The 23,385-nt window shown below is 40.2% G+C and carries 20 protein-coding genes and 2 pseudogenes; 9 read left to right on the top strand and 13 right to left on the bottom strand.

The window, feature by feature from the left end:
- Nucleotides 1–19: 19 nt before the first annotated feature.
- The 4 genes from AACX33_RS19660 to AACX33_RS19675 form a co-directional block, all read right to left on the bottom strand.
- Entirely contained in the window at nt 20–310 is a 291-nt protein-coding gene (locus tag AACX33_RS19660; protein ID WP_227788786.1) for a hypothetical protein, read from the bottom strand.
- 673 nt (nt 311–983) lie between these two features.
- Nucleotides 984–1,433, bottom strand: a complete 450-nt coding sequence (locus AACX33_RS19665) for an REP-associated tyrosine transposase (RefSeq protein ID WP_227788787.1) — start codon at nt 1,431–1,433, stop codon at nt 984–986.
- Nucleotides 1,434–1,535: 102 nt separating this feature from the next.
- A complete protein-coding gene (locus AACX33_RS19670; RefSeq protein WP_227788788.1) occupies nt 1,536–1,964 on the bottom strand; it encodes a DUF7680 family protein in 429 nt (142 codons plus the stop codon).
- A gap of 1 nt (nt 1,965) precedes the next feature.
- Nucleotides 1,966–5,199, bottom strand: a complete 3,234-nt coding sequence (locus AACX33_RS19675) for an ATP-binding protein (protein WP_227788789.1) — start codon at nt 5,197–5,199, stop codon at nt 1,966–1,968.
- A 220-nt stretch (nt 5,200–5,419) separates the two neighbouring features.
- Between AACX33_RS19675 and AACX33_RS19680 the strand changes: the two genes are divergently transcribed.
- From AACX33_RS19680 to AACX33_RS19695, 4 genes are all read left to right on the top strand, one after another.
- The gene (locus tag AACX33_RS19680; protein ID WP_227788790.1) at nt 5,420–6,052 is read left to right on the top strand and encodes an AAA family ATPase; all 633 of its coding nucleotides are present in this window, start codon (nt 5,420–5,422) and stop codon (nt 6,050–6,052) included.
- Nucleotides 6,042–6,965 (top strand): ParB/RepB/Spo0J family partition protein, encoded by a 924-nt coding sequence (locus AACX33_RS19685; protein ID WP_227788791.1) that lies wholly within the window; start codon nt 6,042–6,044, stop codon nt 6,963–6,965. The genes AACX33_RS19680 and AACX33_RS19685 overlap by 11 nt, the downstream gene beginning before the upstream one ends.
- A 336-nt stretch (nt 6,966–7,301) precedes the next feature.
- The gene (locus tag AACX33_RS19690; protein WP_227788792.1) at nt 7,302–8,243 is read left to right on the top strand and encodes a ParM/StbA family protein; all 942 of its coding nucleotides are present in this window, start codon (nt 7,302–7,304) and stop codon (nt 8,241–8,243) included.
- A 327-nt stretch (nt 8,244–8,570) separates the two neighbouring features.
- Entirely contained in the window at nt 8,571–8,867 is a 297-nt protein-coding gene (locus tag AACX33_RS19695) for a hypothetical protein (RefSeq protein ID WP_227788793.1), read from the top strand.
- Nucleotides 8,868–8,911: 44 nt separating this feature from the next.
- Here AACX33_RS19695 and AACX33_RS19700 read toward each other — a convergent pair whose 3' ends face one another.
- The 8 genes from AACX33_RS19700 to AACX33_RS19735 form a co-directional block, all read right to left on the bottom strand.
- On the bottom strand, nt 8,912–9,577 hold the full coding sequence (locus AACX33_RS19700) for a hypothetical protein (RefSeq protein ID WP_227788794.1): 666 nt from the start codon (nt 9,575–9,577) through the stop codon (nt 8,912–8,914).
- Nucleotides 9,578–9,579: 2 nt separating this feature from the next.
- A complete protein-coding gene (locus AACX33_RS19705; protein WP_227788795.1) occupies nt 9,580–10,047 on the bottom strand; it encodes a hypothetical protein in 468 nt (155 codons plus the stop codon).
- Nucleotides 10,048–10,108: 61 nt separating this feature from the next.
- A complete protein-coding gene (locus AACX33_RS19710) occupies nt 10,109–10,330 on the bottom strand; it encodes a four helix bundle protein (RefSeq protein ID WP_227788796.1) in 222 nt (73 codons plus the stop codon).
- Nucleotides 10,314–10,691 carry a four helix bundle protein gene (locus AACX33_RS19715; protein ID WP_227788797.1) on the bottom strand — a complete coding sequence of 126 codons (378 nt, stop codon included), beginning with the start codon at nt 10,689–10,691 and terminating at the stop codon, nt 10,314–10,316. The genes AACX33_RS19710 and AACX33_RS19715 overlap by 17 nt, the downstream gene beginning before the upstream one ends.
- A gap of 81 nt (nt 10,692–10,772) precedes the next feature.
- A complete protein-coding gene (locus AACX33_RS19720; RefSeq protein ID WP_227788798.1) occupies nt 10,773–11,789 on the bottom strand; it encodes a tyrosine-type recombinase/integrase in 1,017 nt (338 codons plus the stop codon).
- A 168-nt stretch (nt 11,790–11,957) separates the two neighbouring features.
- Complete coding sequence (locus tag AACX33_RS19725) at nt 11,958–12,215, bottom strand: hypothetical protein (protein ID WP_227788799.1); 258 nt, start codon at nt 12,213–12,215, stop codon at nt 11,958–11,960.
- 260 nt (nt 12,216–12,475) lie between these two features.
- Nucleotides 12,476–12,850 carry a hypothetical protein gene (locus AACX33_RS19730; RefSeq protein ID WP_227788800.1) on the bottom strand — a complete coding sequence of 125 codons (375 nt, stop codon included), beginning with the start codon at nt 12,848–12,850 and terminating at the stop codon, nt 12,476–12,478.
- Between the two features lie 709 nt (nt 12,851–13,559).
- On the bottom strand, nt 13,560–14,381 hold the full coding sequence (locus tag AACX33_RS19735; RefSeq protein ID WP_227788801.1) for a heteromeric transposase endonuclease subunit TnsA: 822 nt from the start codon (nt 14,379–14,381) through the stop codon (nt 13,560–13,562).
- A 121-nt stretch (nt 14,382–14,502) separates the two neighbouring features.
- Here AACX33_RS19735 and AACX33_RS19740 point away from each other — a divergent pair.
- The 5 genes and pseudogenes from AACX33_RS19740 to AACX33_RS19760 all read left to right on the top strand — a co-directional run.
- Nucleotides 14,503–15,067, top strand: a pseudogene (locus AACX33_RS19740) (IS4 family transposase); the annotation flags it as partial.
- A gap of 121 nt (nt 15,068–15,188) precedes the next feature.
- Nucleotides 15,189–15,656 (top strand): CAP domain-containing protein, encoded by a 468-nt coding sequence (locus tag AACX33_RS19745; protein WP_227788802.1) that lies wholly within the window; start codon nt 15,189–15,191, stop codon nt 15,654–15,656.
- 123 nt (nt 15,657–15,779) lie between these two features.
- On the top strand, nt 15,780–18,398 hold the full coding sequence (locus AACX33_RS19750; protein WP_227788803.1) for a dynamin family protein: 2,619 nt from the start codon (nt 15,780–15,782) through the stop codon (nt 18,396–18,398).
- Between the two features lie 163 nt (nt 18,399–18,561).
- Nucleotides 18,562–19,773: a TRAFAC clade GTPase domain-containing protein gene (locus AACX33_RS19755; protein WP_227788804.1), complete on the top strand. Its 1,212-nt coding sequence runs from the start codon at nt 18,562–18,564 to the stop codon at nt 19,771–19,773.
- 105 nt (nt 19,774–19,878) lie between these two features.
- Entirely contained in the window at nt 19,879–22,806 is a 2,928-nt protein-coding gene (locus AACX33_RS19760) for a hypothetical protein (protein WP_227788805.1), read from the top strand.
- A 57-nt stretch (nt 22,807–22,863) separates the two neighbouring features.
- Here AACX33_RS19760 and AACX33_RS19765 read toward each other — a convergent pair.
- Nucleotides 22,864–23,211, bottom strand: a pseudogene (locus AACX33_RS19765) (transposase); the annotation flags it as partial.
- Between the last annotated feature and the right edge of the window lie 174 nt (nt 23,212–23,385).

Below are 23,385 nucleotides of genomic sequence, written 5' to 3' on the forward strand. Positions count from 1 at the left end.
AATAAAGTAATCTAATCTTTCATACCTCACGAATTTTCATCGATTTTACTTCTCCCGTTTCTGCATCTACGGTAAAAATTTTATACTCACGTTCAGTTTTAGTTGCTAAAGAAATAACGTCAGGAATAAGTGTTCTTTCACTCTTAGCTACAGGACGACTAAAACCTAAAGTTACATACCAATATTGTTTATTTTCTGATAATTCTACTTCTTCCAGCAAGATATCATTGATAGAATTACCTATCATATCCTGAATATCTTCAAAATATTTTTTAGCAGCAACAACAGCACCACGCACATCAATTTTCATCTTTTTTACCTCCTGATTTATAATGACAAAGGTTTACGCGAATACCAGCCATGTAATCCTTTAAATCGATTCCCCCCATATTCAAGATTAACTTGTTCGTTTAATATCTGCACAGGCATAGTTTTTTCGATAAATACAGAGGGGCGTTTTGGGGTTGGCTTATCTATCAGGAGTTTTAGGAGGTTGCGAATTTCATTTCACGTATATTGTAGTACGAAGATTGCGTAGTGCGGGCATCTTGCCCGCTACCCGCTACTACCTACTACCTACTACCTACTACCTGCTACCTGCTACCCGCTATCTACTACCCGCTACCCGCTACCTACTACCGTTCATCAAATGCCGATTTTTCAATATCAACGGCGGTTTTAACATGAAAGTATTTTTTAGTGGTTTTAGGTGAAAGCGAGCAAGATGCTCGCACCACAGGATATGATGAATTGCACGCACATTATTTTTTGATGAAAGCGGTTTTAACGTGAAAGTATTTTTCAGTGGTTTTAGGTGAAAGCGAGCAAGATGCTCGCACCACAGGATATGATGAATTGCACGCACATTATTTTTTGATGAAAGCGGTTTTTAAGGTGAAAGCATTTTTCAGTGGTTTTAGGTGAAAGCGAGCAAGATGCTCGCACTACAGGATATGATGAATTACACGCACATTCTTTTCATATCAAAATGTTTCCCATAAAAAAGGATATTCTTCAGGAGTAATCGATAAACCTGCTTTTACGGGGTTTTGTCGAATATATTCCCATTTATTATTAAATTCTTCTTCGGTTCTAATCATTTCATCATATCTACTATCTTGCCAAACTTTTCCAATATGTAACATTGCTTGCGGAATTTGTTTGGAACTATAACTTTTTATGCTGTGCATAATACTGCCAATTGACCAATATTCTGTTTCCGATTTGGCAAAAGGTTGAATTAGAATATGTACGTGGTCAGGCATAATGACAACGGCGAAAAGTTCATATCTTTGGTTATGAAAAAACTTACAAACATCTAATACAATTTGTCTGGCTTCTGGTGTGAGTTCTAATCTTTGCCAAGTTACAAACGTAATAAAATATCTACCTTTTGCCTTTTCTAATGTTGGTAATTGCTTTTTATATTTCATTTTGATTGTTGACTTTTGACTGTAAATCTTCAAACGCTAAAATACCCTAATAAAGCATTCACCACGAAATATCATCAGTCAACTGTCAACCTTTAACTGTCATTAATCCCCCAATAATACTCTAATCGCTTTCAACGCCTGACTACGCTTACCGTTACTAATTTTAGCAAACCAATAGTGCGACTCCTCATAACTCATAGCCCTAATTCCCTGGGAAATATTAGCGATACGTTCTAGTTTAGAAAGCGGTTGCAAAGTCTGAAATAATAATGCCAGATTTATCCCTGATTCCTCATTCAAAACATAAGGACTTTGGCGATTGTGACTTAGGGTTTTGGGGTCGTAATTATTCGCCTTTAAACAATCATAAATTGCCTGTTTCACCTGAATTAAAGCATTGCCCTTTAAACGCCCAATCCGTTTAGCAGAAGGACGCTTTTTTTCTCCAGCTTTCTTATAAGCACATTGATACAACTCCAGGGCAAAGTTATTGTTATCCGTAGGAACCACTCGCAATTGAAACTCTTGCATCTCAGTAAATTACTTTAGCCGTCAAATTCAACCTGTCAACCGGATTCCGATTGAGGGCTTGTTTGATATTACTGATTTCTGTTCCATCTGGTTGCATTGGAGATGAAAATTCAAATAACAGCTTCAGCGACACATCAGCTTGCACCTCCTGACTATTTAGCAAACTGTTAACAGCCCCCTGAAAACTCTGAAATCCTTTGACTGGCCCTTGATACTCTAACCTGATAAACTGTTCACTCAAGCTAATAGTGGCTAATTGGTCGATTTGCAGGGGAAATTTCATCAATAAGGGGAAAGTCGTTATCAACTTGCGGTAGTCCATCACTTGTCCCACAGAGAGTTCCAAAGACTTGATACCCTGGACTTGATTATCTTGGATAAAATCGCCTAATTCATTAAATACCCGCTCAAGTGTCCCCTCCACCTCAAACTCTTCCGGTTTAGTTTTCAACAGAGACAAATCATCCCAAGAATCCCCAACTTTTTCCTTACCGTTAAGTGTACGCGGTGTCCCAGTCCCGTAGGTTAAAATGCTGGCTTGGGTTTCTTTTTCGGCAACTTCGCCATTACCATAATCAGCTATAATTTTGAAAGTTGTGGTTTGGGAAATTCCTATCTCATACTCATCACTAGGGCGAAACTCCCCTACAACCAAATTCCCATCCTGATAAAGCTTCATCGTCAAAGCCCCCGCAGCTTTCCACCGCACCCGCACAGGTTTAAGATCATCATTACTGGTCATCACCTGGGCGTTCAGTTCAATTTCTCGCGGTTTCGGGGGCTGGAGAATTCCCCGGCGGTAAAGTTCCACTCTCTCACTAAACTCAATAGAGTCAGGTAGAGTAAACTTACCATTATCGGTTTTAATAAATAGCTTTTCTCCCATCTTCATATCCCACTGACCAGTCTGCAACCCCTGGCGGATAGTATCTCGCAGCTTGGATAATTCAGCATCAAGGAGTATATTTAAACTCAAATCCTTAGCAAAAGCTTCCTTCAAAGCTTTAGTTGTCCAATGACTTAACCCAGACAGCCATACTTTCTGCAAAATGTAAGCCGGCGCATAGGGTGGTGATTCTTCTGCACGAATTTTTTGACAATCTTTTAGTGCTTTTAAAATCACATCTTGTTGATTACTTTTACCCTTGACATCGCTTGAATCTTGTGAAGGTAGGGTATAGTGCATCAAACCCTTGGGAGCTTTCACTGGATCATTAGCAGGGTAAAATAAATGACGATAGGCATTAGTTAAAGATACTCTTACCCATAAATCCAGAGAACCTTTTTTATCTTTGAGTTGTTTCTGCTGACTTTCTGATAAATCTTGCAAGCGATTGGGAGAATTGAGAATATTCTGAATAGCCCGAAATTCCCTAGCATTCTCAATGGCTCGGTCTAATTCTTGTCTATTTGCAACTAAAAATAACAAGCGATTCCGAAAAGTCCGAAATTTACCTGACTCGCCTGTTTCATTAAAAATTTTCTCTACAAGTGCGGGTGCGGCTTCGGTAGTTGCAGAAATAGTCGCTTCGTTAAAATCAATTAAACACAAGGCAATACTATCTGACACATCATCCACATCTGCGGGTGATTCCGGTGCAGAAACTAACGTGAGTAATTTATTAGCAAAAATAGTATCGCGGCGATTTCGCAAATCATCCTTGGCTTCGGTAATCCCAACTTGGCCTTTTTCTTCGGCAATAATTTTATTAATTGATGGTTCTTCTTTAAAACGAGCCAAAGTTGTGATTGGGTCGTTTTCCAAATACCAAGCAACTTCACTCAGTCTTTCTAAGGCTGTATCAACAAATCCAATTTCTAGCCCTGGTGTCAGCAGAGATAAATTTAATTCGGCGCGCCGAATACCGGCGGCTGTCCCTTGGTTGATAGAATGTAAAAAAATAGTCCGGGCTACCCAGGTGGAAAAGGGAGGTTTACCCGCAGCTTGCCATTCTGCATCTTGTAATTGGGCGTGGGCTTCTCTCCCAGTGGCATTATAAATATCAGCCTGGATTGTTATCCGCATCAAGGGACGCTCTAAACGGGCAGTTAAATCACTGGTAATTTCTTCCTCAATCCCTACAGGGATGTGGTGGGGATGAATTACAGGTATCCATGCAGTAGTATCGTCCCACAAATAACGTATGACTCTGGCAAATAACCGCAATGCGCCTCTAGTGCGTTGGAAATTGGGAATGGAAGCGATTTTTTTAGTCAGTAGGCTAAATAATTCTGGATGGAAGGGATAACTCTGCTCGATGCTTTCCATATAGCGTGCATCTTTGCAACCATCTGGTAAGTTAATGCGACTGGCTTTATAACTCTGTAAATATTCTTTTGCAGCATTGGTGGCTGCATCGGCTTCAATACTGCTGAACACCCGTTGTTTGACGATATTGTAAATTTCAATATCATTACTAGGTTTGAGGATGCGTTCTTGACGGGAAGTGGCAGAAATTGCTTCGCGGATTTCTGTGGTTTCTTCGCCAAAACTGTCACTAGAAGAAGCCAGGGTATAGACAAAGACTAAGTTATTACAAGAGGCGGCTAAGTCCATTAAGGAGAATAAAAACGCCACAACTTGTTCTGCTAAGTCACTGTTAGCAACTATCGTGGCTTTGGCAGCTCTCAAATATCTGGCGATTTCGTCCAGGATAACTACTGTGGGTTGTCCTTGGAGTATCCTTTCTAAAACCACTGTTCCCGGACTGACTCGCTGTTCATCAGAACCTTTGAGCAAGCTGTAGCCATTTACACCACCAATTTGATAGGCAATTTCCCCCCAAAGGGTGTAAGTGGTAATGCCAGTATCTTCATGATAAACGCCGTTAACTGGGTCAAGGTCTTGGCAAGCGATCGCAGCTGCTTGAATCGGTCGGTCTGGAATTAAATTAAAATCAGCAAAACGGTCTAGTCCAGAAATGTCCCGCCCATTTTTGGCAATGTGCCACAAAGCAATTTCATCGTGGGTTTTACCACCACCAAAGCTGGTTTCCAGTCGAATAATCGGAGAACCAACAGCAGCCCCCACTAAACGCCCAAAGACTTCAGAGATTAAAGTTTTTAAACCGTCAGTAGCAAAAGTATTGGCAAAAAAAGCTGTGGGGTCTTGGTAGACTTGAGGCGCTTTCCCTTCCACAACCAGTCGCAACTTGGCGGCGAATAATTCGGGAGAAAGTTCCCCTGCTAAGATTTCTTCTCTGGGAATGCAAGTTTTAAATACTGACGGAAGCATAGAAATATATTGACAGTTAGTAGTTGAGTGTTGACAGCCAAACACCAACCGCCAACAATTATTTTGTTCTTAAATATACACCAAGGTCTTTTTAACCATCTTAAACGCAAATTGGTTGGTTTGCATTCATTGTTCTATAAATGATGTACGAAGCCGGACAATTGTTGGATAATAGCTATGCTGGCGACCTCACGGCAATAACAAGAAGTATTAAAACATTATGATTATCGCCTTTACCAATCAAAAAGGCGGCGTAGGCAAATCAACTGCGGCTGTTCATCTGGCGTATTGGCTTAGTCAACGCCAAAAAACACTCATGGTTGATGCCGATGCCCAACAAAGCAGTTCCGTCTGGGCTAAATCTTTAGGTTTGGTTTACCAAGTTATTCAAGACCCAGAAGAGTTGTTTGAAAAAATTCCTGACTTAGCTATCGAGTATTCAGCCTTGGTCATTGATGCCCCTGGCTCACTTTCTGAAACTACTAAAGCAATACTGGCTCGTTGTGATCTAGCTTTAGTTCCCTGCCAACCTTCTGGCTTAGATTTACACAGCAGTCATAAAATTTTGCGTTTTATCAAACACGCCACTGAACTGCGCTCTGGTTATCCCAAAGCTGCTTTATTTTTGAGCCGAGCTACCAAAGGTACAGTGTTAGAGCGAGAAGCCAGAGAAGCTCTCATAGCCACGGGAACCCATTTACTGAAAGCTGCTATCTATCAAAAACAGTGCATTGCTGATGCTCCTGGTCAGGGGTGTACCGTATTTCAAATGTCAGGCAAAGCCGCAACCGAAGCCGCAACCGATTATGAGGCATTGTTTCAAGAAGCTTTGGAGGTACTGAATGTCAAGTAAAAGGCGAGAACTCAAAGATTTTTTATATGAAAACACTGAGCCAACCAGCGATTCACAGCCGCCAACCACAACGGTAGCTGTATCTGCTATTAGTCTGCCCTCTCAGCAACCACGGCGCTATTTTGATCCGCTCAAAATGGAGCAACTGATTCAATCTGTGAAAGAGCATGGCATTTTAGAAAACCTGCTCATTCGACCAATTTCAAGTCAACCAGGGCAGTATGAATTAGTAGCCGGAGAAAGACGTTATCGGGCAGCGCAAGCTGTGGGATTATTAGAAGTTCCTGTTACTATCCGAACATTAACTGATTCTGAAGCTTTTACCATTGCCCTAGTAGAAAATCTCCAACGGGAAGACCTGAATCCAGTAGAAGAAACAGAAGGCATTTTGCAGCTACTGTCATTGCGATTAGAATCCACTCCAAATGAAGTCACAGCTTTGCTTTACAGGATGTTGAATGATATTTCTCGATTGACTAATAACGTTATTAGTCAACCAGAAGCTGAAGCAATTAAAGCGATATTTACGGACTTAGGGCTGATGGGGTGGGAGTCTTTTGTGAGTAATCGTCTACCTTTACTAAAACTACCTACAGATATTCTAGAGGCGCTGCGTTCTGGGAAAATTGAGTACACCAAAGCCAATGCCATTGCACGGGTGAAGAATGAACAGTTACGCCAAAGCTTACTAGTAGAAGCGATCGCTAATCGGTTATCGCTAACTCAAATTAAAGAACGTATCCGTAGTTTTAATGAAAATAAACCTAGCCAGAACACCTCAAACCCTCTCAAACAGCGCATTACATCCATTTTGGGACGAGTGCAAAAAACAAAAGTTTTATCAAATCCCCAAAAGCAAAAACAATTAGAAAAACTGTTATTTCAAATGGAAAATTTACTAGAAGAAGATTGATATTATGCACTCCTATAAATTACTAAAGAAAATTAACTTGGGACACAAGCAGGTACTATATGGGGGTTAAATATACCCCAAAAAGAGATTAGAAACTGGTAATTATCTCCTTTAACCCCTAAGTATTACCCATATACGCCCTATGTAGGAGTCGTTTAGGGTCTATATTTATAAAATAAAATAATTTGGGTTATAAGTAGGGGTTAAGTAGGGGATAAATATACCCTAACGCGAAAATTGAAAATAATTAAAAATTTAGCCCCTATATAGGGTATATATAGGTGATGCTTAGGGTCTTTTTGTACCCCACGGCTTTTTGTACCCCACTTAACCCCCATGCCCAACATTCACGCCTTGCAAAAAATTTTTCCAGCAGGATTCGATAACGGTTACGGCAGCCTGAAACTTTTCGTCGATGGATTTGAAGTCGTTCGCATCCCCAGCTATATTTCCACCGCAGAGATGGAAGATGTTCCCGGAAGAATAATTTTAGACGGTGCTGCTTACACCGTAGGAGAATCTGCGTTTCGTACAGGTTATCATTTTGATCGCAACACTGACCATAACGAAAACAAAATTAAAAATGCGCTGTTGATGTTACTCGGTGGATTAGCACATCTGCCACATCGTAAAGCTTGGCATTTAAAATTAGTCGTCAGCTTACATGACATCGGACTAGCAGAAAATTTAAAACAAGAACTCAACGGAGAATATCAACCAATCCTGTCCGGGAAAAAATCAGATGTCACCATAGAAATTCTCAAAGTCGTCCCAGAAGGAATGGGTGCATTGTTTGGGCATCCGCTTCCCCCCAAATTAACCGTCCTAGATTTTGGTAATGGCACCACACTTTATTCTCGTTACAACCAAGGAAAGCGAGAAGTTCACACCCCCTACCCCGCAGGTGTAGAAGTTCTCATCGAAGACATTGCCGAAAAAATGAAACGTCTCAACGGCGGGAAAATCGGGAACGCCTCCCAGATTCGATTTTGTTTGGAAGGGGGACATACCAGATACAGTCGTGACATTGACATTAAAGAGATATACAGCAGTTGTTTGAAAGATTGGTATGAGAAATTCTTAAAAAAACCAGTAGGTCTGACACTAGATGCCAAACACCAGGGAGATGAAATTTGGGCAATTGGTGGAGGCTGCTTGTTACCGGGATTTAAGAAGCTATTGGAGAAGAACGGGTTCAAAATTTTAGACAATCCCGTAGAAGCTAATGCCTGTGGATTGCTAGAGATGGCAAAAGCCATGATGAATAAGAATCTGTAGCCCTTTTTTGAATTCAAAATGCAAAATTCAAAATTCAAAATGAAGAATGGAAATAATTTTATAAAGCCCTGACGGGCATGGCTGCGCTTACCGCGGTAGCGTGCCGGAGGCTCTACTAATTAATTCCGAGTACAGGCTCCCACTGAACAAAACCCACGGGACGCACTCGCGTTCAATCAGTGGTGGGTACAAGCCCTGACTGACTGATTGTCTTTAATTTTGAATTGATAATTTTGAATTTTGAATTGATTTGACCGCCCCTAGCTTGAGCTATGGGGTAACGATGCGTGAATTTTGAATCAACAAATTTGAATGGGAGCGAAGCCAATGACCCCGGAAAAAGTTCGGATTAAAGATAGCTACCGAGAACGTATATTTGCCGAATCACAGCAACTAGATAAAAGTTACCTAGAGACGCTTTACTTTATTATTGATTGCTATTTTGCTTTCAAAAAGGGTGTATTCCCCACACAACAAGTAGTTACACAAGTTACACATACCCCAGCTTTCAACCCGATAGCTACAAATCCCAGTCCACAAGACCAGCCCTCTGCAACTCCATTACCACCGGAAAATCCCAAAGATTCTGAGGGCGAAACATTCATCCTGGATTTTGATTTGTAACCTTTTTTGAATTGTTTTGGCTGTGATGTCTTGGTGTGGCTCAACTAGCGATTAATGATCCAGATATTTTGGCTGTGATAAAAATCGCCACGTTGCTCCAAGACAAACCCACCCAGCAACAATCCCAGCCACACCTCCACCATTGGCATCCGTAACATCCGTTGGAGTTTAGTTAAAGAAATTTCACCTTGAACTTGTGTCAGATGATTAGCGATCGCACTCTGCCATTTTTGCACATCTTCATCACTAGCCAAATTATGAACATCCTCTAAACTCGTCACTTCTTCCAGCATCGCCAACACTTGCGCCTTCTCCACAGGTGCTACCATTGAATCACCTAATTCAGCTATAGGGGAAAAGTGATGCGGCCCATGTGGTTGAAACGTTTGTGGTACTGGAGTTTCAATCAAATCATCCAAATCCAACTGCATCATTGTTCGCACTAATCCAGCAAATATATCGGTACTGATAACAGGCCCATCTGGATGATTTTGGTCACGTACATCTTGCAACAGTGACTCAGCACGAACTTTGAGAATATCTGCAATTTGAGTAAAAGCCAGTGCTGCATTTGATAACTGTGCTTCTACAGGTAAATCATGCAGTTCTGCATCCAAACAATCCCAAACTGGAGCCAATGAAGATGTCGGCGGAGCTTCTGACAACTCATCCAAAATATCCCAAATAGTTAACTGCCGATATTTGGTCATTTCTATGACTCAGGATGTAATGGACAAGGACGCACTGGACAATGGTTGGGGCTAACCTCAAACATATCCTTATATTGATAGAGTGAGACATTATATTGTTGAGCAAATGCCTGTAACACCTGGTCAGTATAGGTGCGGATTTTGCCAGCCGTTAACCCAAAACAGTGAATTGGTTCCAAGCGACAAATAGGTTTTTGTCCCAACCACAGTTCTGCACCCAAGGCGTGTAATGGCTTATCTCCCGGTTCCTTATATAGATATAGCACCGCAAAATATGTTGCAGGTGGCGCAACTGTAATTTCTTCAATTTCTGCTGAATTATTCTCAGTTCGGCGGCGATAAAAGGAACGGCGATTGTGACAAACTTTCGGATTCCAACATCCATCCCCTTCTGTTCCATGCAGTACCTTTGCTTTAGAAGTTGGTAATTTAGCGCACAACTGACACTTGGCATTCAGTGGTTTGGGCATACAGGAAGGGTGTGGGGTGTAGGGTGTAGGGTGTAGGAAAATAGAAATAATTAACACTCTGCTACGTTCTACTTTCAAGAGAGCGAATTAAACCTAATAAAATTCTGCCAACTAATTTACATTGCTCAAGAACTGGATCTATGACTTCAGCAACAGCTAACTCTACACGAATTGAAAGTAAAAGATGTGTTTCAAGTTCTTTAAGTGAACCTTGAGCTATATAAGAAGGGTATAGGGGATGGGGTGTAGGGTGTAGGTAGATTTTTTCAAATAGATTCCGCATATTTAATAAGAAAGAAATTATGGTTGTTCAATTGATAAATTAAATGTTTGTAGGATATTTGCTTGTAGAGTATGATGTACAATTTAGACAAATTATTCTTGAATCTACACCCCACACCCCACACCCTACACCCTCGTTTCATATATAGAAACTGAATGTACTCACCTCTTGTTCTTCTACCATAACCCTCAGCAATATTAGCTGGAATAGAAACAGAAGCTCTCCGAATTTGTGATGTCATACCATAAGTTTCTTCTTTAGGAAATTGCTTCGTAACTCTATAACACTCTTCTCCTAAATTCATAGCTTCTTGCCATGCTTTTAAATCCTGATATGATTGAATTGATGGTTTATTATTCATACTTTATCTAGCAGGAACACTATATTAAATTTCGCATTTATTTCATATCACTACACCCTACACCCTACACCCAATACCCTTTTATCCCTCTTCACCAATTGCGCGATAATAAGCAGAAATCGCCGCTTCTTGCTCACTACGGAGTGTATACCGCCGAAATGCTCTCTCGCTTTGATGTCCCGTCAGCTTCCGAGCATGGGTAGGGTCAATACCCAACAGTAATAAATCAGTCGCATAGGTATGACGAAAAGAGTGAGGATGCAAACCTTCGACTTCAGCCATTTCCCCTATTTTTTCGATAGCAAAGTAAATGCCATGATAACTCAAGCGCTGTCCTTGATATGAAGCATGGTGTGAAATCATTAATGGGCTGAGGCTATTTAATTGTTCACCTAGTTCTTGGCGCGATCGCAAATACTCCGTTACAGCTTCTCGGCTTTGTTTTCGCAACGGTACTAAGCGTGGTTCATTAGTTTTCGTATCTGGTAAAAACAGTACCTTCCCATCAAAAGACCCAACATTTAACAGTACAACTTCCCCAGCCCGGAGTCCATGACTGAGAATGTGAACGATTGCTGTATCCCGTTGTTTTGTTTCTCCCAGAAACTCCAACGCTGACCATACCCGTTGCATTTCTTCTGGCGTTAAACTTTGAGCAGGAGGTAGGGGGATTTTTTCTAGTTTTATCCCCAGTGTGGGATTAGTAGCAATAATCTCAGGATAGGTATAACACATCCACTTAAAAAAGCTTTTCAGAGCCGCAATTCCCGCATTCATGCTGCTTTTAGCCAGAGGTTTACCAGTATCAGTACGTACATCATCCCGCAGGTACTCTTTATATTGCCCAAAATGACGTGGACGCAGCTCATGATAGTGCAGTTCGGTCCAAGCTAAAAACCTCTTCAGTTCTCGTTCGTAGAGCTTACGGCTGTTAGGCGCAAGGTTATTGCTGCGTAAAAACTCCTGTACCTTCACAAAACGAATATCAGTGGGTGCAGTGATTTTTGCACATATTTTATTGCCTTTTGGTTTTCTGATGACTGCGGTATCTTCAATTGGAATTAATTTAATTGGTGGTAAAGATTCTGCGCTCTCCATAATTCTTTATTCAATTTATTAAATCAATAGTCTTAGTGCTGAATTTTGAATAAAACTGGAGATTTTGGGAAAATGATGCGATTTTCCATGAGCATTAATCAATGCTTCATTGAAACCACCCATTAAATCTCAATTTTATCCCGACTCTATCTGTCATGTAATTAACACTTACGGATATTTGTCTTGGCTCATTAACACTTGCCTTTCTAACACCCGATTGGGAATATTAAACTGAAGTAATCTGGCAGTGGCTTTTCCCATTTGTGTTTTCCCCTCAATTCTCGCACCTTCAAAATAGAAATGTTCCTCCCAAATTTGACGGCGTGGGTTAAACAATGGCACAATTTCTCCTGTAGCTGCATCGATAGTAGCGAAATCAGAACCTTTATGCCGATTGCATGATAGACATGAAAGTTTTGAATTCAAAATTCAAAATGCAAAATGCAAAATGAAGAAGAAATAAAATTTTGCAATTGATTAATTCTGGGTACAAGCCCCCGCCATAATCTTTGATTTGGCGGTCTCCAATTAGTGGCGCTTTTCTTGCTCTCACTAATTGTCTTTAATTTTGAATTAATAATTTTGAATTTTGAATTGGAGCGTTCGCGTAGCGTCTCGTAGAGAAGCGACTTGACAACCAGCTTCCTAAGTTCTGTAGAAATTGAATTAGAAGGCATTTTCTGGGATTAATTTTTCATCGCACGTACCTTGAGCAAAATCATCATATGTTCTAATTGCTCGTAAACATCTAATTCTGCCATTTCTGTGGGAGTAAGTGTACCAAAACGGTTTTTTTCTAATAAAGATTGCAGTCGTCTTTGAGCATTAGGTGAGACTTTAAAAGCAATAATTTCTTCCGGTGTGGGGCGCTTGACCAAGAAATCTAGCACTTCCTGGTAAACTGCGGGAATTTCTCCAGTTGCGGTATCAACTTGAGATTGCTCCCTTGTTTGTTGGGGTTCACTACCCAACAATAGCCAAAGCAATTCAGGTAAGCGACTGTGCAAAGGTTCTAAACGGTGAGCCAGTTCATCCGGTATTTGAATGTTTAGTTGTGCCACGCTTGAAACCATTAACTGAGCTGTTCACTTGTATTATGCGGCAAATTACATTGTAATACAAGCCTACAACACAAAATAAGGAACTCTTATCTTCTATACGATAAAAAATCCGATTAATACCCCCTACCCCCAGACGCTCGACTTTCGGTCAAGTTATTGTCGTTTCGCGGACAAGATGAAAATTGTCGCAGACTAATTGAAAATAAGGTTGTGGAAGCCTTATTCTTTCGTGCTAAACTACGACAACTATTTACAAGTTTGTTGATTCAAAGCCTTATCCTGATTGAGTTTGCGAGTTATGATCCCATTTTTGCAGAATTTTTCAATTAGTCCGCGATTTTGGTAAGAATTTTTCAATTACTCCACGATAAATTTTCACCTAGTGCGCGACAACAGGGGCTAGAAACCCTATAAATCCGTTGAAAATTTTTCAATTAGTCTGCGAACCGACATGTATGACTGACACCATAAGTTGTCCATAACGGACAGCTTATGCTTGAAAATCATCCAAAGTTGGATTTTTAGGCGGTAGAAACTTGATTGTGTTGACTAAGCAGAGCAATGGATTGTAAATGATCCGATTATCCATGTGCCAACTGGCATAACATAATGGACACCAAGCTTGATATAAGCGTAGAATACTAAACTTAAATTAATTTTTCCCATCCCAAAGCAGGGTTGAACCAACCGCTACATCAATCCGTTGTCCTTAAGCAATAGTGGCAGCAGTCTTTTGAGAGATAATTAAGTTGTAAGTTGCTGCCATTTGCTGGCTACTGAAAAGATGAACTTTTTCGGATTCACTCAACGCTATGGCTTTCAAGTCTACATACAATTGCTTTGTTGCAATTAAGATATAGATATCATCTATCCAACTCGTATTCGTTGATTCTAGTAATTCTTTGAGGGTCATCCCAGGGTTAGCCGTAACGGACTCAATAACCCTTGTCCTTGCCTCTGGGTTTAGATTATCTTGGTTGAAATAAGCTCTAAGAAACTGATGGTTGCGGTAAGCAATCCAGTTGATTTCTTGATCTGTACGTAGCTTGTAGTAAAGTCCCAGTGGTTGAACTTTAGTTTTCGCTGGTGGAGCCTGCCATTGACCATCTTCGCTTTGTTGATACCGTGTGGGTTGTTTCTGTGCTAGTGTTTTGAGACGTTCGCTGGTTTTCCATTCTTCAAATCCTGCACAGTTATGACGAATGACTAAGAAATCAGGAGTATGAGCAGTTACAACACTACGTCCGCTCTTTGACCGAAATGATAGGCTTAAACGAACTGGTTGGTCATAGTATTCCAGAACATCTTCGTCATTTTTGTACTCTACGATCGCCGGCAGTTCTACTTTATGAGATTCAAACTGAATTGTTTTCCCCATTTTGCGGCTTGGGTAGCTACCGCAGACATTTTTCGCACCACCGCCTACTTTCCTGACAGGCTCTGAACAACGGATGTGTTGGACAACCTCTTTTCCTGTCTCTGGTAAACAGAGGCGGTGACACCATTGTTCAAACTCTTGGTTGTTGAGCATACAAAAATCCGTGCATTTCGGACTGTTTATGCTTGACTATTTATACTTTCGGCCAGTTTATCATTTCAAAACACCTCTTTCGATATTCTGCTACTAAACGTAATAATCTGCTTTTCAGCTAGATGAGCAACAAAAAATATTGTCTCAAGTAATGCCACTTTTTCAGAACTATAAAATATGTGTATTAGGTGACAGAGAATTTTGTTCTGTAAAACTCGCTAAGTACCTTCAATCTTTGGGTATATACTTTTGCTTGCGATTAAAAAAGAACGAATTTATAGAATTTGAAAAAGATATTTTTTAGGAATTAAATAGTCTTGGATTAGAACCAGGAGTATCATTTTTTATTCAAGAAGGGAGGCTATAATTTAGAAGGTACTAATGTAACTGATGAACGCTTTATTTCTCTAGTTTTATTGATAGCGATGGCTTACTCCTCGGCAACAATTCAGGGTCAACAAATCAAACGTAAAGGAATACAAAAATATATTGCTCGGATCAAAGAACATGGTCGAACGGAACGGAGACATAGTAGTTTTTATATTGGCTTATATGGTCAAACTTGGGTCAATTTCAAGGATGTTTGTATGGATTTAGTTACGGGATTAATGAAATTAAATCGCAATAAATGTAAGTATTATCAACAAGGTTTAAGAGCTATGAAGCTTATAGAGTCTGTCTTGTAGCTGATTTTTTCCCCTCTTCAGATTGCTATGCCATTAGCCCGAAGGTGAATAAAACTAAAAAACCTAACCAATTAGTTAACAGAAGCAAAATAAATCAAATTATTCCTAAGGACACAAAAACATGGCTAACTTCACAGTAAAAACAGGCTTGCTATCTGCTGCTATTCTTGTGCTCAATGTTGGTATTCCACAACAAGCTCAAGCTGGTCTTTCAGACGAAGTAATTCAATTAGTGAATCAAGCTAGGTCTCAAGGGCGTGTGTGTGGTAATCAAAGATTTGGTGCTGCAAGATCACTATCTGCAAATGGTAGTTTAACTTGTGCAGCACAGGTGCATAGTTCAGACATGGCTAGAAACAGAACAATGAGTCATACAGGTTCTAATGGTAGTTCTGTAGGCGATCGCATAAGGCAAGCTGGTTATAAATGGAGAACTTATGGTGAAAATGTGGCTGCTGGTCAAAAATCTACGCGTGAAGGAGTGGTTGTCCAACTGCTACTGAATAACCAGGTTTCTCAAGATGAAAATGGCACTTCCATTCTTGCTTACTTAAAGGAATTTGGCGGTTTTATAACTCCATTTGACTAGGAGATCATGGACTCAAAAAAGGCATTCTGTACACTAAGAAAATTTCAAGTGTCTGAAACGACGATTTTTCGTAGCTGAACTAAGCAGCTAGTATGCTGCTTTTAAAAATTCGTGGAGATAGTTATGGACTTTTTAACGCAACAACTTTTGGCTATCGTTTATGCAATCGCAAGAAGCGCCTTAGAAAAAGTTGGAGAAAGGATAGGAGAAAGGATAGGAGAACGGGTAGGAGATACAATCTATGAAAAGTTTTTGGGATTACTCGAACAACGCGCTCCAAATACTGCAATTTCTATTAGGAAAGAACCTGTACAAGCTTTAGATTATGGGCAATTATTTCAAGAAGTAGAGTCAGAAGCACAAACTAATCCTGAATTTGCTCAAACTGTACAGCAACTGGCATTAACCGCAAAAGATCATCCCCTAGAAGATATGAATGATATTTTGCAAAATTTTGCAGTCGTAGAGAAATTAAAGCCTCAAATTTCAGAACTTCAATCTTTAATTAGTGTGTGGAAGAAGAAAATGGTGAATATTGCCGAGATTAAGCAATTCCTGCCTGATGCTACTGACGAGCAAGCACAACGCTATACTATGCAGATTAAAAGGTTAGGAGAACTAGAAAGCTTCTTTTCTGACTATTCTCAAGAGCTTAATGGTTATGAGGATTTATTAACTCGTGCCAGAAAGGCGTTTAATTATAAACAACCGTATCGTATCGCGGTGATTGGTACTTCTGGTGCGGGAAAAAGTACGATGCTCAATGCCATGCTAGGGCGTGAGTTAGTACTGGCAAAATCTGGTAAGGCTGCGACAGGTACAGCTTTGGAAATATTTCTTGATGTGCCTGAGAATGAAGAAGAAAAGGCAGTGGTTACATATCATGATCAAGATAATAACTTTTTAGAAGCAATAGAGTTGAAGTTGTCACAATATTCTGGTGATCATGAAGAGGCTCAAGAAGATATAAAGAAATTAAGCAAAATATTGGAAGACCTGAATAACCAGTATAGAAATAATGATCCTAGCAGTCTAAAAACTCACTTCTCACTTAGCGATCCCTCCGATGAGAGAGAATTGAAGGAGCTGATTGATGAGAACAGCGATCTCAATAGAGATCCTAATAAGCGCAGAATTGGCTTGGTAAAATCTGTGACATATCATATTAAACCGAATAAAAACTCTAATGGCATACAGACACTGCAATTACCTAACAATGTGTGCTTGGTTGATTTACCTGGACTCGATGGCAGCCCACTACACGACATAATTATTAGTGAAGGAATTAAAGATGCTGACGCAGTTATCTTCATTATGCGTGCACACCGTATTCTTGGTCGTGGTGATAATGCTTTGCTCAGGCGTGTAGGTAAATACATTAGCCCTCAAGGAATTGAGCAATCGGGTGAACGCATTTTTCTTGTGCTAAACGCCATAGACACAATCCAAGATGATGAGCCACGTTCTGCTCTGGATAAGCAGATGGGCGACGTAATGGAACTCTTACCTGTTTATGCGTCCCCACAGTTAAAGAAGCGAGGCGGTGACACCCCATATTTCATAACCTCCGCGTCGATAGCGTACTTAGCTAAGAAGAAGATCATGGGAGAGCCAGTAGATCCTAAAACTTACGAAGGCATCCTTGCAAGGTATGGGGGCAAAAACAAGAGTGATCAGGAAGTGCTTGAAGCAAGTCAAGTTCCGAAGCTGGTAGAAGAACTAACTAAGTTTGCTCGTGATAAGCGCATTGAAGGACAAATTCGTGATGGCAAGCAGGCTTTGGATAGCATTATTAACCCACTCTACAGTAAATATGACAGTGAATACAGTGGGCTGAAAGCTACACAAGGAGAAACATATTTTAAGGAGTTAGTAGAAACTAAGTTGCATGACAAACAAAAGCAGCTTAAATACCAATTAGTTAATTTCCGAAAAACTGTCCTGAAAAACTTAGAGGCAAAACATAAGGATCTGGATAATAAAGCCAAAATCATTTGTGATGAAGCAGATGAACAGTTAAAAAAACAGATGCCCCAGATTTGGGAGACGCATTTTAACACTGATATAGCTCCTTTATATGAAGGCGGAATGCTAGGTCAACCATTTTTTGAACCGGTACTTGATGATGCCCAAATGCATCTTTGGTATCAACTCAATCAACGCTTACCGGAGCTAGCAAAATACTTTGTTGAATTCTACAAAGATGAGTTTCAAAAACAACAGACATATCAGAACATCTCTAATGGCTGCTTCGGCTATCCAAAAGTTTTTGAAAAGCTAGAATCAACAATTAAAACGCTTATTCAGAATATGGACTCCAGAATGAAAAAAATGAGTGAACGCATCGCAATGACAAACATGACTGCCCCAGTTAATTATTTTAGCGTTACCCTTCCACAAGGCAACAGCAAACAACATGGTCTGTTTGAAATACTTGAAAAGATAGAACTTCAGCCTGTTGTCCCTGCTGAAAACTTCAACAGTTTTGTCAAACAAGTGAGACAGTTATATGAAACTCAGGTATCTGATGAGTGTGTTTTTGGATTGATGAATCTTTATCGATACGAACTTATTGATATTGAAAAAGGCTTGTTCAGTTTTATCAGAGATGTATTTTTTGAAATACGCGATTCTGGCGATCCATATCAAATAGCCCAACTCTTAAATATCCCCGACTCAGAGTTAAAGCGTGTGCAATTACTAAAGGATAAACTTGCAGCATTAGCCAGTATCAAGGACTGATTTTAAATCTACTAAATTGCAACTTTAATGCTGAAGAAAGTGAGCATCTTAAAACCTTTTAAACGGAAAAGATGCTTCACTTTACTGATAATACTGCACGTTAATCAGCATCATCAAAAAACACAACAAAGCAAATATTAATGGTATAAATGGAGAAAATGTCATGATGACTACTAATACACTGGACTTAAGCAATCGTCTAAAAAGCTATAGAGATACTTTAACCAAGTGGTTCAAACAAGAAAGCTTACCAACTTCTGCCAGAACTATACGTTTAGGCATTTGGGGTACGAGAGGATCTGGTAAAACGACATATTTGGCAATGCTTTATGATGCTCTAGAGTTATCACCAAAATGGGAAATTAACGTTGATGAAAAGGCACGTGACTTTGTAGAAGAACACCTTACAACCATCGGTGTAGAGCGAGTATTCCCACTCCCAACAGAGCCATCCCAGAAATTAGAAGTTTTCAGCTATACACTTAGACCCGATACTTCAGGTGTTGCTAACTCTACAATTGTGCTTAATTTTATTGACGCACCTGGGGAGTTTTATGAGGATATCTCCAAAGCCAGTGCCAAAATAGATAACCCTGATGCTCAAACCCATGAACTAGAAGAACAGTTAATGGATATTGTGGACTATTTGATTAGGTGCGATGGAATTATCTTCTTACTTGATCCTATGAGAAGCAAGGAAGATGGCAGAGCGTACTCAACTCTGCTAAGGAATTTATTTCAGGAGTGCCAAAAGCGTTCTCGACGCTCTGGCATGATATCGGAGCGGCTAGAGCAATACATGGCATTTTGTGTAACCAAGGTTGACCGTGAAGACCTTTGGAGTAAAGAGCAGAAATCCGATGAGTTAGCTCAAAAGGTGATGGGTCTGGAGTTGGAGCGTCTGAAAAACTTCTGTTGGTTAGAGTTAAATCAAGAAAAAAGAAAAAAGAAAATTGGTAAAGAAAACCGTTGTGAATTCTTTTCCGTATCATCTATAGGTCGTTATCAAGACAAAGGTGGTAAGTGGCAACCAGCCGTAATTGAGCCAGCAGTAAATAACAACCCTGAACCACAAGTTAATACACCGACTGAGGCAACTCAAGGGGAGTATAAAACTACATATGAACGTTCTCGTGCCCATACACCACAACCAACCAATACGAACTCTAGCGGTTCATCTTCATCTAGCAATTGGGCATCGGGTAATAATACCGAGAAGAAACCAACTTCGCTACCAAAAACACAACCGACTATCAAGCCGGATGTCAAATTGAAGTCACATAATGTGCTTGAACCGATTGAGTGGTTAATTCAAGGAATCCAAAATCATCCACCTTCCCGTTCTAAGCCTAGTGATGTGTCAAACCAAAATTGATGAACTCAGGCTGAGTGTAGCGTATGCAGGATGTTTGAGATTTTGAAACATCCTCTCCTTACTCCTCATTTTCAAAACATACCATGTACACCCAAAATGACATATATGCTCCATACGAATTTAGCCTCAGGATATAATCACTTTATTTATGGCAAGTTTGCTGATGGCAGAGATTCTGGCTATCGTCTTGTTGCTCGTACTACTGATTTAACGGACGAAGAAAGTCTCAAAACTATAGCGGAAACTCATCGCTTTTGGGGATCAACACCACCTGGAAGGAATACAAAGGCGATAGGTATCTTCTCAGACGAGGGAAATAAGAATTTAGTGTTGGTGAAGGTCGAAACTGCTGTTGATGATAATCGACAGGAAGCCAGCAGTGGGACCAGAGGATTTAACCAACTTCACTATATTTTTATCCCAATGGATTTGGTAGCAAAGCAGCTACGGGGTCGGACATTTCAACTCTTAAATTGGATGAATACTCAACGTATTCCACTTTTTTCTCAGTTTGAAGCTAACTTACAATCTTTGACTCTTTTACCCCTCAAAGAGCCGTTACCAACAGAGTTGAATCAAGAAGAAGTCAATAAGCTCAAACGCTGCCTCAGTGATACTGATGCTGAAGATCAGCCATTGCTGCTGTCGGCTTTAGCTGCCTTAAATAATGGTAAACGGCTACTTCTAACAGGGGAAAAAAGTGTAGATTTTGTTGAGAGCATCCTACTACTACTACCTGCTCGTGTGCGTAACAAAGTCTCAGTTGCGGGAGGTACACTCGACGAGCAGCATTGTAACTGGGCAAAACTATTAATTAAAGTTAATAATCCCTCTCAATGTCAGCCTGTTGATAATCTTATTTGGTTCAATTGTGATACTAGAAAATTTGCAGGAGAGTTTGACAAAAATACTACGTTTAAATCTGAGTGCGCGAGCCTACTTCAATCTATCCTTAATATCCCAGATATAGATGTAATCCCACAACTCTTCAAGCAATTAGATTCAATTGATGACAATAATGTCACATTGGAAGATCCTATTGCTCCAAAAATAATTGTCCGTCTTCTTGAGGATATCCCAGTCATATTGCAGCAGGTGTGGAAGTCTCTTTCAAGCACCAAGAAAATCCAGTTTTTAAAAGAACTCCAAGATAATTTGCACCTAGCTGAGAGATTTTTATTAAAAGAGAAGTTATTAGATCAGCCACGTGATGAAGTTGAAGACAATGATATTGTGCGGGAGCTTGTCGCACTCTGTCAGAGTGTAGTTAGCTATAAATCTCAAAAGGACTCTCAATCAGCATTGGATCTTGCTACTGATCTTGTCATTAACAAAATCTTTCAGGATGACATCCCTGCACGCATTACGTTTTTGGATACTGCCCTTGCTGGTGAACTTAAAGTTGAAGACCTGTATAAATTCTTTAACTGCCAGCTTGCACTTCTGGTTGTTCATTTTGATGCTGATAAAATTCATGACAGATATTTATATAAACAGCTACAAGCTAAAAATCCAAAAGCAGCAGATTTACTTAATATCTTACTGACAAAACGGAATACAGTTTTAAAACACCTGCAAGAACTGGCAAATTTAACAGGAATGAAAGAGTCAGAACAAGATAAGTTTTACAAAACAGTTCTTGTCACATGGTCTTCGTCTTATGAAGATGCACGCGAATTACTAGCAGCCCTGATTCAGCAATCTCAGGATTTGGGTAGCTACTTCAATCGTAACGCCTTAGTCAAAACCTGTGAATGGTTTGAGGGTAAAAAGCCTGAGCTAGGCGACATTTTCATTGCGCTCCAGCAACCAACTATTACCTGGAACATCTGGGATAGACTAGCTAAAGCTCTTTACGAAAATCAACAACAATCTGCTGCTTTCCTCGATAGGATAGTTGGAAAGATATTTCCTATTGAGGTGTTGTCAATTTGCTTGCCGATAATAGCCGAGGATGACAATCAGAGAAGAGAATTTTGTCGAATCAGTTTGGCATGGCAACAGTTGCGATCGCAACGCGAGTCTTTCGATCAACTTGTTGCTACTCGACCAGAGTATGCTAATACCTTGGCACGCTGTTTGCGAGATAGCAACCGTTTGGACTGGCTCAATAGCAAGCTATGGCACTATTTATGCGTCGATTGGATTAAATACAAGCGCGTTGATAATGATTTGAAAATTCTGGTAACTAGCCCTAGTATTACCCAGAAATTTACAACTCATGATTGGTTGAAACTACAATATGTTTGTTGGACACCAGGAATTGAGCTAGAGATGCCTTCAGGTAGAGCAGATTTAGGGTTAAGTGAAAAAAGTGATTTGGTGAATCAAGCAATAAAAATCGCTAATAATCTCTACACAAAACCGGCACAAACGCGGCGCTTGCTCCAAGATTGTAAGGCTTGGCAATTAGACTTGACTCAACTAAAAAACATTCTTAAAAGTGTAGCCAACCCAGCCCATGACTTTGACTTAGTACTTGATTACATTAGCAGTGACTTGGCAGCAATTGATCCGACTCAGGATATTCCACTACTATTTGCACAGTTGAGCAGACTTTCGCCTGCATCCCTCAGCCTATTGTTAAATGAGCGCCTCCAGCAAAATCCTGCTTTAGCTGAAATATTGCTCAATCATGGACTACATGAGCAAAAGTGTCTTTTAGAGAACACTGAGGTTAAATCAGAACTTCGCACACTCTGTAAGAGTCTTGTTGAAAACAAATCTAAGCAAAACTGGTCTCAAGCATGGGAATTGGTTAAGAGACTTGATCGTAGTACAGCTTTTAAGGATAACAGCGATCGCCTTGATTTGCTGAATGCAGGCCGACCAAATCTAACAAACCAAGAGAAGAAATCCCTGTCGGAATATGCAATAACAATAGTAAACTTATACACTCAGCCCGAACAAATGAAATGCTTGCTTGATGATTGTACCACTTGGGGCTTAAGTTTAACTGAGCAAAAAGAAATTCTCAAAGCAAATCTCCATGCTTGCGATAGGGACTTGTTATTAAAATACTTCGATTGTTAACTGGAGTTTAGACTAAGGCAAGAAAAAAGACCCAGCAGGGCTGAGTTAATCAGAGACCAATCTATTCAGAGTAAGGATTTCAGCTAAAACATGAGTTGAGTCAGTACGCTGTCGCCGATGTGTTTTGAGTGTTCCAGATTCCCTTAACCGATGTAGCAATATATCCAGTAGTTTTTGCGCTGCGCCACCTGCAAGTAATCGCGTCCTAAATTCCGAAAGGATGGAATAGTCAAAGCCTGGGTCGCTTAACGGGAGGCTCAACAAATACTTCCAGTCAATATGTCCGCGTACTGCATCCGCCGCCTGTCTGTCAGATAAATTCTCTATAAATTGCATTATGCACACCAACGCTAACCGCCAAGGTGCATATGCTGGCTGCCCTTTTTTCGGAAATAGGTCGGCAAAAGCTAGCGTAGGCGTAGCCCGTCGTAGACATCGCTTTGAGTATAGGAGAATGGCACTAAGATAAGCCGAAAGCAATTTGAGATAAGGGTTTAAAGGATTGAGAGTGAGTAAAAGTGTGGGAGAAATAGAGTCAGAAAACTAATTCGCGGAAAGTTTACGCGAATTAGTCAGGAA

It is taken from the genome of Nodularia sp. LEGE 04288 (assembly GCF_963896525.1).
Lineage (GTDB): Bacteria > Cyanobacteriota > Cyanobacteriia > Cyanobacteriales > Nostocaceae > Nodularia.